This is a genomic window from Robinsoniella peoriensis, assembly GCF_000797495.1.
Lineage (GTDB): Bacteria > Bacillota > Clostridia > Lachnospirales > Lachnospiraceae > Robinsoniella > Robinsoniella peoriensis.
Genome location: NZ_JTGN01000001.1, coordinates 742,669 through 754,724 on the forward strand (window position 1 = coordinate 742,669; position 12,056 = coordinate 754,724).

At 42.1% G+C, this 12,056-nt stretch carries 9 protein-coding genes; 1 reads left to right on the top strand and 8 read right to left on the bottom strand.

The window, feature by feature from the left end; all coding sequences use genetic code 11:
* Window position 1 precedes the first annotated feature (1 nt).
* The 5 genes from QR40_RS03110 to QR40_RS03130 all read right to left on the bottom strand — a co-directional run bounded on the left by QR40_RS03110 (window position 2) and on the right by QR40_RS03130 (window position 6,834).
* Complete coding sequence (locus tag QR40_RS03110) at window positions 2-1,585, bottom strand: response regulator transcription factor (RefSeq protein ID WP_044293236.1); 1,584 nt, start codon at window positions 1,583-1,585, stop codon at window positions 2-4.
* Complete coding sequence (locus QR40_RS03115) at window positions 1,563-3,317, bottom strand: sensor histidine kinase (protein ID WP_044293237.1); 1,755 nt, start codon at window positions 3,315-3,317, stop codon at window positions 1,563-1,565. The genes QR40_RS03110 and QR40_RS03115 overlap by 23 nt, the downstream gene beginning before the upstream one ends.
* Before the next feature lie 80 nt (window positions 3,318-3,397).
* Complete coding sequence (locus QR40_RS03120) at window positions 3,398-4,291, bottom strand: carbohydrate ABC transporter permease (protein WP_027293259.1); 894 nt, start codon at window positions 4,289-4,291, stop codon at window positions 3,398-3,400.
* Window positions 4,292-4,310: 19 nt separating this feature from the next.
* Complete coding sequence (locus QR40_RS03125) at window positions 4,311-5,180, bottom strand: ABC transporter permease (RefSeq protein ID WP_044289842.1); 870 nt, start codon at window positions 5,178-5,180, stop codon at window positions 4,311-4,313.
* Window positions 5,181-5,304: 124 nt separating this feature from the next.
* Window positions 5,305-6,834, bottom strand: coding sequence for an ABC transporter substrate-binding protein (locus tag QR40_RS03130; protein ID WP_044293238.1), 1,530 nt, complete (start codon window positions 6,832-6,834; stop codon window positions 5,305-5,307).
* Window positions 6,835-7,053: 219 nt separating this feature from the next.
* On the opposite strand from QR40_RS03130, the gene QR40_RS03135 reads away from it, so the two are divergent.
* On the top strand, window positions 7,054-8,109 hold the full coding sequence (locus QR40_RS03135) for a BtrH N-terminal domain-containing protein (protein ID WP_044293239.1): 1,056 nt from the start codon (window positions 7,054-7,056) through the stop codon (window positions 8,107-8,109).
* Between the two features lie 105 nt (window positions 8,110-8,214).
* Here the strand turns inward: QR40_RS03135 and QR40_RS03140 are convergent, their stop codons facing one another.
* From QR40_RS03140 to uvrC, 3 genes are read right to left on the bottom strand one after another with little or no spacing between them, the layout of a single operon-like run.
* Window positions 8,215-9,147: an ROK family glucokinase gene (locus QR40_RS03140; RefSeq protein ID WP_044293240.1), complete on the bottom strand. Its 933-nt coding sequence runs from the start codon at window positions 9,145-9,147 to the stop codon at window positions 8,215-8,217.
* Window positions 9,148-9,153: 6 nt separating this feature from the next.
* Window positions 9,154-10,095, bottom strand: coding sequence for an HPr(Ser) kinase/phosphatase (gene hprK / locus QR40_RS03145; protein ID WP_027293254.1), 942 nt, complete (start codon window positions 10,093-10,095; stop codon window positions 9,154-9,156).
* 59 nt (window positions 10,096-10,154) lie between these two features.
* Entirely contained in the window at window positions 10,155-12,002 is a 1,848-nt protein-coding gene (uvrC, locus tag QR40_RS03150; RefSeq protein WP_027293253.1) for an excinuclease ABC subunit UvrC, read from the bottom strand.
* Window positions 12,003-12,056 lie beyond the last annotated feature (54 nt).

Genomic DNA, 12,056 nt, shown 5'->3' on the forward strand with positions numbered 1-12,056 from the left:
TTTATTTTCGAAATTGACTGCGGTATTCCTTTGGCGACATCCCCACCATATTTTTAAACATCTTTGAAAAATAGGAAAAATTATCATATCCTGCTTTTATGGAAATCAGATTCACCGGTTCTTCCGTCTTTTCCAAATATTCCTTAGCCAGTCTGATTCTCTGATTTGCCAGATATACACCGATGGGTTCCCCTACCTCTTTTTTAAAAATTCTAGCCAGATAGTCCGGATTCAAATATACTTTTTCTGCTAATGATTCTCTGGTTATTTCCTGATCAGGATTTTCATCAATAAATCTTTTCACCTTTTCTACTACTGAATTAGACTGCTGCTTTTCATTCAGAAGCCTGGCGGCCTCCCCCACCATCTTTTCAATAAATATTTTACATTCCTTTACGGAATGTATGGCATCCTTTAAGTTATGTATACGGTATCCAGCTTCTTCCAATTCTTCCGTGCTGATACCTTCTTTTTGATAAGCAAGGCGGAATGTATGGGCGAAATCCAGTGTGAATCTGGAGAGTATCTCTGTATTTGCAGATTTTCTTTTTACAAGGTTGTCTAAATACTCATTCACAACAGGCATGATAGAACTGCTCTCCTGCATGAGGCTCTCCCAGATCTGCCAATTGGGCGGCTGATAATCTGCTTCTTTATACACAAAGTCCTGCTGCATTACCACCTGTCCTTCCCCGTCTGCACAGTGATCCAGCATCTGTGCCACATCTGCAAAGCTTTCCTGTATTTGAAGTATTCTGCAGACATTTCCCACTGCAAAACAACAATTTGACCGAAAATGCCTTGTAATATTTTCGATCAGGTTTTTCCCTTTTTCCCCTATTTTGTAAAGTGCATCTTCTCCCATGGTTTTAATCACCACAATGCAGGAAGATTTCGTATGGGAAAGCACACATTCTACATGTGTATCAGGAGTGTCAAACAACTCTTCTAACACATTTTTCATAGACCACACCAGCATTCCCATACCCAGATCATTATAAGCCCATTCATAATCGTAAAGCTGGCAGACTGCTACTACAAACCGGACTGAATCTTCATAGCGAAGCATATAACGCTCCAGTGCAGCTTCCAGATCCTTTTGGCCTGGGATCTGCTGCTCCAGCATCAGCCCCCGAAAGAAAGATTCCTTCCGGCTCTTTTCTGTCTGGTTCCAGTGATCATAGTATCTGCGGTAATCCAGCCGCTCCAGTTCCTCCTGCTCTGCCGCTGCTGCCTTTCTCAAAAGCTCCTCAAGTTCTCCATAATCAATTGGTTTTAGCGTATAAGCAAAACACCCCAGCTTCACCGCCTGTCTTGCGTATTCAAACTCCGCATAGCTGGTGAGAAGGATATCCTTTATCACAAGATCCTGCTGCCGTATCCACGAGATCAGTTCCAGTCCATTTTCACGTGGCATTTCAATATCGGAAACCACCAGATGAATCGGTACATCCAGTATGATCTTTTTTGCATTTCTAACACTCTGGGCAGTATAGACATTTTCAATCTGAAGTTGTTTCCAGTCCAGGGTATTTTTAACGGCTTCCAATACATAGGCGTCATCATCTACAAGTAATAAGTTCATCCTTTTCCTCCTCGTTCCAAATAAATGGCATATACAGCCGAACCCCTGCTCCCTGATCCTCTTTGTTGTAGAACTCTGCTTCTGCTTCATTTCCAAAGAAAAGCCCCAGACGTTTAATCACATTCATAACCCCTATCTGTTTGCCGTCATGGGAGATATCTTCTTTCCGGTTCAATTTTTCCATGATATCCGCCTGAAATCCTTCTCCGTTATCTTCCACAATCAATTCCAGCTTATACTTACCATGTATTTTTACTCTGCGTACAATTACCAGAATTTTCGTTTCGTAATCAAAGGTCATAGCATGTTTGATTGTATTTTCTACAAAGGTCTGCAGTATCAGGGGTGGTATTTTTGCATCCAAAACACTTTCTTCTACATGGATGTCGGAACGGAATCCTCCTTTATAACGAATTTCCTGAATTTTAAGATATCTCCTGGTGTGTTCAAGTTCCTCACCCAAACATACCATGTTTTCATTACTCTTAAAAATATACCTTAAATATGCGGATACATTTTTGGATAACTCCTGTATTTCTTTGTCTTTTCCCATCTGTGCCATATTGTAGATAATGTTCAGACAATTCAAGTAAAAATGCGGTTCAATTTGAAGCGTCAGGAAATCCATTTTGATTTTTTGCTGTTCTAACGTCTTTTCGTAGATATTAATTTTCAGATTCTTAATCCGGCTTACCAGGTTGGCAAGCATCTCGCTTGCCTTTCCAAGTTCGTTAATCTGGTAATGAGTAGCTACCGAGTAACCCTCGTCTTCGTTCAGGCGGTCAATGTTCTCTGTAAATGTCTGAATGGGATGTACCAATGTCCGATACAAGAAGTAAAGGAATATCAGTAAAAAAAGTCCGAGAATTGTAATTGACATGCCTGCAACAAACTGAAATTTCAAGAGATTCATTACATTCTGTTCATGAATCACCAGTGTGAAGTCATAATCTTCCGTGCCGGGACGCCGGATCACCGTATACCCTTTTAATAGGCTTACGCTCACTTCATCATCTGAAACCCCCGACAGATCAATACGATCCTCTTTCAGCTTTTCACTTCCGCTGTATACTGCATTTTCCTTTGAGGTGACGGCGATATAATAATCCTCTCCAAAAGCATTGTTATCAACAGAGCGCAGCAGCTGGTTTAACTGCATCCAGGAAAACATATACATGTCATTATTCCTGCGCACATATATCAGGTAAGTTTCCCCATCTAAATCGTGCATGAGCCACCTGCCCTTTTCTGCTTCTTCTATGGCAAATTTAAGCAGCTTTCCTCCGGCCTTTCTCCAATTATCATAGGCAGAATCCGTAGCACATCCATTTACCATAATCTCCCCTTTTTGAAGATATACCGCATAGTTTACAAGATGATCACTCTGTACGCTCCATTTGCTTAACTGCTTCTTCACACTTCTTTGCAGCAGTATGGATTCCCGTTCGTCTGTGACACTAGCCAGCCTTTCCAGCTCGATATCATATCCAAGCTCTGTGGCTACATTTTCTTTTATTGTATCCATGGTATTCTGAATCCCCTGAATCTGGCTGTCCAGAACCTGAATTCTTCCGTCACGGCTGTATTTTGAAACCGTATAGGAGGCATACATACTAAGTCCGACATTAATAATTACCATTAGAATAAGCAGCAAAGAAAACCACTTCAGTAACCTGACAAAATCATATTTCCGAAATTTCTCCTCCATAGTACGCTTTTCTTTTGATAACATATTGCCGGTCCCCCCATTACAATCTTCTGAACTTCCGCCAACAGATGGCTGCCTTGCCTATATCATTCGTTTGTTTTAGTTTAACCTTTGACAGCTCCTACCGCAATACCTTTTGCAAAATACTTCTGCAGGAATGGGAAAATACAAAGAATGGGAAGCACGCCGATAAATGCGATTGCCATACGCATAGATGCGCTTGGCATATTACTCATATCCACCTGAGCCCCCGCATTGGGGTTCTGGGCAAGATACTGGATATCTGTAATCATTTTATTTAACAGACTCTGTATCCCCCACAGGCTTCTCTTATCCCGGATATAATACAGCGCATTGGTCCAGTCATTCCAGTAGGTCAGAGCGGAAAAGAGTCCCATAGATACCAGAATCGGTTTTCCAAGAGGCAGAACAATAGTTTTGAAAATCCGAAAATGCCCGGCTCCATCAATGTTGGCTGCTTCGTAAAGTGCCGATGGAATACTGTTTGTAAAAAATGTCCGAATCATAATAACATTCATAGCGCTGACCAGGAATTGGGGAACAACCAGTCCGGCAAAAGTATCTTTGATATGTAAATAAGTGGTATACATCAGATACGTGGGAACCAGACCTCCATTAAACAGCATGGTAAAAAATACAAAAAAGGAGATTAGCCGTTTAAATGGAAGATTCTGGAGGGACAAACCATAAGCCAGCATAGATGAAAGCAAAATATTTAACCCCGTCCCCACTACCGTGATGAGAATGGTCATCATGTACGCTCTTCCAATCTCTCCCGAGCTTTGAATTAAATATTCATAAGCGGATGTACTTAATACCTTTGGAAAGAAAGAGTATCCATTTGCAATCAGCGTATTTTCTTCCGTTATAGAACCGATAAACAGCAGTATAAACGGCAGAATCATCATTAGCGCCAAAGCGGTTAAAAAAATATGTACAAAGACCATTGCAGTCTTTTGTGATTTACTTATTATCATAATCTATGACTCTCCTTTCCTAAAAAAGTGCGTTATCTGGGCTGATCTTTTTCACGATCAGATTAGATACCATGACCAGAATAAAGCCTACACAGGATTGATAAAATCCGGCTGCCGAAGACATACCCACATCCCCCAGTGTCAAGAGCCCCCTATATACATAGGTATCTATGGTTTGTGTGGTGGCATATAACATCCCGGAGTTCATGGGCACCTGATAGAACAGGCTGAAATCCGAATAAAAAATTCTTCCTATGTTCAGCAGCGTTAAGGTTATAATAGAAGGAACCAGTGCCGGAAGTGTTACATAAAAAATCTGCTTTAATTTTCCTGCACCGTCAAGAGCTGCCGCTTCGTAATAGGAACTGTCAATTCCTGCAATAGCAGCGATATAAATAAGGGTTCCATAGCCCACGCCCTTCCAGCAGTTCACAACCACCAGAATTACCGGCCAATACTTTGCCTCTGCATACCAGTTTACAGGCTCCATGCCAAATGCCGGAAGTATAGTATTATTCAGCATTCCATTGTCTCCGCTAAACAGAGCGTATACAATATAGGAAACGATTACATAGGACATCAAAAATGGCAGCAATACCGAACTTTGATAAATCGTCTTCCCCTTTTTAGACCGGATTTCACTTATGAGAACCGCAATCAGAATCCCCATCAGGGTATTTACAATGATAAAAGCGAAATTATACAACAGCGTATTTCTGGTTATGGTCCACGCATCACTTGTATTAAATAAAAACTTAAAATTATCCAGCCCGCACCAGGGACTTTGAAAAATCCCTGTGGAAAAATTCACCTTTTTGAATGCAATTACCAATCCCAGCATCGGAAGATAATTATTAATCAATAGATAAATCAGTGCGGGCGCCATCATGATAAATACCGGCAGCCACTTTCTGAATTGTACTCTTTTGCTCTTTTTACGCCCTGCTGCTGCAATGGCTGCCGTACCTTGTTCTGTACCATTTACCTTCCGAAATGCCATAAAGTTCTCCTTCCTACTTTTGCGCTGCCAGCCATTCATCCAACTGTTTCTGCTTCTCATCTATTACAGTCTGCAGCCCCGCTTTGTAAAGCGCATCATTAAACTGCCCGATTGCCGCTTCCGGCTCCAGTGACCCCGTTCCAATGGCGTCATAAAATTGGTTCTTTGCATTTGTCAATGCAGTTAATTCCCCTGCCACATTGGTAGAATCATAGGTAAATCCCAGCGCCTTTGATCTGGATGCCTTCTGGATTAATTCATTTTGTGTATCCCATTTTGATGGATCTTCCCCTTCCCAGACATAGGCAATTGTCTGATTCGGAAGTTCCCAGCCAATATTCAGACCATATTTCTTATTGGATGCATCAACACCTTCCGGATAAGTGATGATTCCCTTTTCCTTATCCACAAATTGATAATGTTCTCCTTCAATTCCCCAGTTCAGCAAATTCATAATTTCGGGACTTCCATAGATATAGTCCAGACACTGGAACGCCTTATCCGGATTCTTTGAATTCCTTGCAATTCCCCAGGTATTAAAGTTCACACTGTAACTTGTGATATATGGATCACCAAATAACGAGGCAGAACTTAAATCATAACCCGTTGACAATTCATCCTGTTCCTCGGCACCTGCTTTGAGGGGTGTAAAATAGGAAAATGCTGTTCCGGCCTTTACCTGATTTACCAGTATTTCGGTAGTAGTGGCACCGTCCTTGGAAATGTATCCCGCCTGATTCCAGTCATATAATTTCTTTGCAAATGTTTTAAATTCCTCTGTCTCATAGAGGTTTACAACATCCGTAGACTGCCCTTTATCCATCAGCGTTCCAAATCCATCTGTGAGAAAATCTGCCGTTTCCCATCTGAATAACGGAGTTCCTGCCTGTGTACTTGCAAGCATAGTCATATCCGGATGCTTTTCCTTTACCGCTGCAAAAATCTTGTCCAAATCATCCACGCTTTTGATATCCTCTGCCTTGAATCCGGATTCCTCTAAAAGATCCGTTCTCATCATAATTCCTTCCCAGGTGATCTGTTCCCGCATAGTCGTTACCCCATACGTAAAATCACCGATCCGGGGGGATTTCAGGAAATCTGCATCCACATATTTCTTCATGTTGGTACCATATTTTTCAATATAATCCGTCAAGTCCAACACCTGTCCGTTACTTACATACCCCGCTGCATTGGTTACAATTATTGGAACAATATCCAAAGCTTCGTCTCCGGATAGCATCAGGGACAATTCATTGGTATAAGTCCCCCAGGAACAAGGTACCAGATCCAGCTCCATGTTGATATCCTTTTTCAATATTTCATTCACTTTCTCCAGAACCGCAGGCTCTGCTTCTTCATAAGCATCGCCGATATATGCCATGGTAACCTTATAAGTTTCTTTGCTTTTTGAATCCGCCGCTGCAGCTGTACTTTCTTTGCCGTTACCACTACTGCTTCCCTCAGTGTTTCCGCCGCATCCGGATATCATACCTGCTGCCAGTGCAGTGCACAGTACTCCCGCCATAACTTTTTTAAACTTCATATCATAATCCTCCTTTTCCTCCGTTAATGTTTTATTTGATACGGGTATTATAGAATAGCAGGATTTTTATTTCTACAACTATAAGGACTTTGTACTGTTACAATTCGGACTATCCATCCGACTATCTGTAAATTCTCCTTTCCCTCTTGACTTTCCCCCGCGCGGCACCCCTTATTCTATACTTACCAAACAAATTTATTTTCCAGAAAGGTATCTGATATGAAAAAAATAATCTCTGATTTTACCCCCGGCGGCGGAAAACACTGTATCACAAATGCTCTAAAACTAATTTTCAATTACTATGGACATCCGATGTCAGAAGAAATGCTTCTTGGTCTGGGTTGCGGCATATCGTTTTGTTATCTGAACCAGGTAGCCTCCCCCATGATTAACGGACGTATCAAACCTTTTGTCTTTGAAGAAATTCTGGCTAACAGGCTGAATATAACCATCCGCTGCCGGCAGCAAAAGGATTATATGAAAGCATTTGCATCCGCCAGGAATTCCATCGACCAGAACCATCCCGTTTTCATCTATGTTGATATGCCCTACTTAAAATATTTAAACCTGGATGAGGACTATCATTTTGGCGCCCATGCTGTTGTATTATTCGGATATGACGATGATCAGAAGATATTCTATATCAGCGATCGTGACAGCCGCCATCATCCAATCCGTACTCCCAAAGGCAGCATTGCCCGGGATTACCACCTGGTATCTTATGAAGAAACAGAAAATGCACGTTCCAGCCATCATCGCCCGTTTCCTGCACATAACAAATATCTGGAATTTGATTTCTCTCACATCCGTCCCGTTTCAAAGGAAATGATACTGGACGCTATACAGGAAAATTGCCTTAGTATGCGAAATGCGCCTGCCCATCTCCTTGGACTGAATGGAATTAAAAAGTTTTCGAAAGAAGTTTTGAAATGGAAAAATTTTGATTTAGAAAAAAGAAAAAGATCCGGTAGTACGAATTATTTTATGATTCACGCCGACGGCGGTACCGGTGGTGGAATTTTCCGAAGTATGTATGGGGATTTTTTAATCGAAGCTGCTGACGTTACTGGCTTAGAAAATTTAAAAGATATCGGTGTACGCTTTTTAGCTGTGGCTGATCAATGGGATACTGTGGCTGATGCGATGTGGGCCCTGTCCGAAACCGGAGATACTGATCTGCTGGCAGGCATATCTGTCAAAGTTGAAGACATCCATACTCAGGAAACAGAACTTTTTCAGGAGCTTCTGGATTTGAAAAGACCACAGCACCTCTGATATATGCCCGGTCAGGCAGGATAAGATTCCTGCCTGTGCATGTTTTAGAGGAATGTGGTCTATTTCTATTATGAATCCTTTTACTGTATGCCTCTGTAAGTATGCCTACAGGATCATCTTAGCTGCGCCGAAGATCCCTGCATCATTACCCAGCTCCGCCAGTGCAAACACAGCATCTTTACAGGCACTGAAAGCATATGTATTATAGTATTTACGAATATAATCCAGCAAAATATCTCCGGCTTTTGAAACGCCTCCGCCAATAACGAAGACTTCCGGATCTACCACACCTGCGATTACAGACAGGGCACTGCCCAGATATTTACCAAAACTTTCTGCTATTTCCATTGCTACTTTATCTTCTGCTTTCACAGCATCAAATACTGTTTTAGCTGATACTTCTCCATCACGCAGTACAGACGGCTCTGCATCAGCAGCCAGACGTGCATTGGCTAATCTGACAATTCCGGTTGCGGATGCTACCTGTTCCAGACAGCCTTTGTTACCACAGTTGCATGCTTCTTCCATACTGTCTTCCACATGAACATGGCCGATCTCTCCGCCTGCTCCATGAGAACCCGTAACGATCTGTCCATTAATAATGATTCCGCCGCCAACACCCGTACCAAGAGTTACCATAACTACATTATGATATCCGGCGCCGCCGCCTTTCCACATCTCTCCAAGAGCCGCTACATTGGCATCGTTTCCGGCTTTTACAGGAAGACCAATCAGCTTTTCCATCTGTTCCACGAGATTTACATAGCCCCAGTGAAGATTAACTGCACACAGGATATCACCTGCTTCGTTAACCGGTCCCGGTACGCCGATACCAACGCCTGCGATATCTTCTCTTTCCAGCTGCTTTTCTAATATTTTATTATTGATAGCGCCTGCCACATCCGGAATAATATTAATTCCGTTATTCTCTGTTCTTGTTTTAATTTCCCATTTGTCAAGAACTTCCCCTTTCACGTCAAAGAGACCGCATTTTACGGATGTACCACCAATATCAATTCCAAAACAATATTTCTTCATAATTCTTTATTCTCCTTCTGGTCCGCGTCTTTTTGCAAGACTATTCTGTACGCGGTTATATAATTCCTGCGCAGCATTATAACCCATCTTTTTCTGTCTGTGGTTAACTGCAGCAGATTCTACGATAACAGCCAGGTTTCTGCCCGGACGGATCGGCAATGAATGGCAAACCACCTGATTTCCAAGGAATTCTGTATATTCCTCTTCCAATCCCAGTCTGTCATATTCTTTTTCTCTGTCCCATTCTTCCAGTTTAATTACCAGATCGATAGACTGTGTATTCTTAACACTTTCCACACCAAACAGTGTTTTCACATCAATGATTCCTATACCGCGGAGTTCGATGAAATGCCTGGTTATATCCGGTGCAGAACCAATTATGGTTTCGTCACTGACTTTACGGATCTCAACAACGTCATCCGAAACAAGCCGGTGCCCTCTCTTAATCAGCTCCAATGCAGCCTCACTCTTACCAATACCGCTTTCGCCCATAATCAGGACCCCTTCACCATAAACGTCCACCAGAACGCCGTGTATGGAAATACAGGGAGCCAGTTCCACATTCAGCCAGCGGATAATCTCAGCCATAAAAGAGGATGTAGTCTTCCTGGTAGTGAAAATAGGAACATTATATTTATTCGCCAGTTCCATCATATCTGCATCCGGCTCTGTCCTTGTGGTGTATACGATACATGGTATCTTACTGGAAATAAACTGCTCATATATCGGAAGCTTCTTTTCTCTGTCTAAATGTTCCAGATAGGTGTATTCCACATATCCGATAATCTGTACGCGATCAGAATCAAAATGATCAAAATATCCCGTCAGCTGCAATGCAGGACGGTTAATATCCGGGAGGGTAATCTTAATAGCAGACATATCCACATCCGGAGTCATATTCTTTAAATCCAGTTTCTCAACCAACTTGCTTAAAGCTACACTTGCCATATCTCTTCTCCTTCAAAATTTAATTAATATGTTAATATTATCATAATTATGCCCGAACATCAATGAAAGAAATCATACACTTTTTTTGCACTATTTGCATTCATGGACGGCGCCTTGGCAAGTTCCTCTTCGGAAGCATCCCTAATGGCTTCCAGAGACTTAAATGTCCGCATCAATGCCTTTCTCCTGGCAGGCCCGATTCCATCAATATCATCCAGAATAGAATGTACCTGCTGCTTGCTTCTAAGGGACCTGTGATATTCAATGGCAAAACGATGTGCCTCGTCCTGAATTCTGGTAATCAGACGAAAACCTTCCGAAGACTTTTCAATTGGTATTTCTACATTATTAAAAAATAATCCTCTGGTTCTGTGATTATCATCTTTGACCATACCGCAGACCGGAATGTTCATTTTCAGATTATCCATAACCCTCAGCGCTACATTGACCTGGCCCTTACCGCCGTCCATCATGATCAGATCCGGAAATCTGCTGAAACTGCTGAATTCTTTCTCCTGTTTCGCTTCCTCAAGCTCAGCAAGACCATGGCTGAATCTTCTGGTCAGCACTTCTTCCATGCTGGCATAATCATCCGGTCCCTTTACCGATTGGATCTTAAACTTACGGTAATCGCTTCGTTTTGGTTTACCCTTTTCGTATACAATCATGGATCCTACCGATTCAAATCCACTGATATTGGAAATATCAAACGCTTCCACACGCACTACATTCTCAAGCCCCAGCAGGCCTGCAATCTCTTTCATGGCGCCAATGGTACGTCCTTCTTCCCGTTTGATTTTTTCTTTATCCTGGCTTAAAACCAATTCTGCGTTTCTGGCCGCCAATTCTACCAGTTTTTCTTTCGTGCCTTTTTTGGGAACTTTGATATGTACCCTCTGTCCTCTTTTCTTAGAAAGCCACTGTTCAATAACCTCGCAGTCTTCCACTTCTTCCTGGATCATCAGTTCCTTGGGAATAAATGGTGTCCCTGCATAAAACTGCTTGATAAAACTGTCTAAAACCATTCCTTTTGTATCGTGGGGAGCTACTCTCAGATAGAAGTGGTCCCTTCCAATCAGCCTGCCCGACCGTACAAAAAACACCTGTACCACAGCGTCCGTATCATCGGAAGCCATTGCAATAATATCCTTATCTTCCCCATCACTCATGGTGATCTTCTGTTTTTGGGCAATCTGTTTCACGCTGTTCAGAAGCTCTCTCTGTTCGATTGCTGCTTCAAAATCCATTCGTTCAGAAGCATCCTGCATCCTCTGCTCCAGCATTTTAATTACCGGATCATAATTTCCGTCCAGAAAAGCAATAGCTTCATTCACCTGATTACGGTATTCCTCTTTGGTAACATAGCCCTGACAGGGGGCGTTGCACTGTTTAATATGGTAATTCAGACAGGGTCTCTCATTCCCGATGTCTCTTGGCAGGCTTCTGTTGCAGGTACGCAGCTTATACAGCTTGTTAATCAGCTCAATCGTATCCTTAATCGCTCCGGCACTGGTATATGGTCCGAAATATTTGCATTTGTCCTTTTTCATGATACGTGCAAATAAAACCCTGGGATATTCCTCCTGTACCGTAACCTTAATAAATGGATAGGACTTATCATCTTTTAACATGGTATTGTACTTTGGTCTGTGTTCCTTAATCAGATTACATTCCAAAACCAGCGCTTCCAGCTCCGAATCTGTAATGATGTATTCGAAGCGGCGGATCTTTGTCACCATCTGTTCGATTTTAGCACCCTTATTTCTGCTGCTTTGAAAATACTGCCGTACCCGGTTCTTGAGACTGATTGCCTTTCCTACATAGATTATGGCATCCTTTGCATCATGCATAATATATACACCCGGCTTCGCCGGTAGTTTCTTAAGTTCCTCCTGGATATCAAACAACGATACCACCTCCCTTTCTAAAAAAATACAGCAAATCTGTTATTCACAAATTTA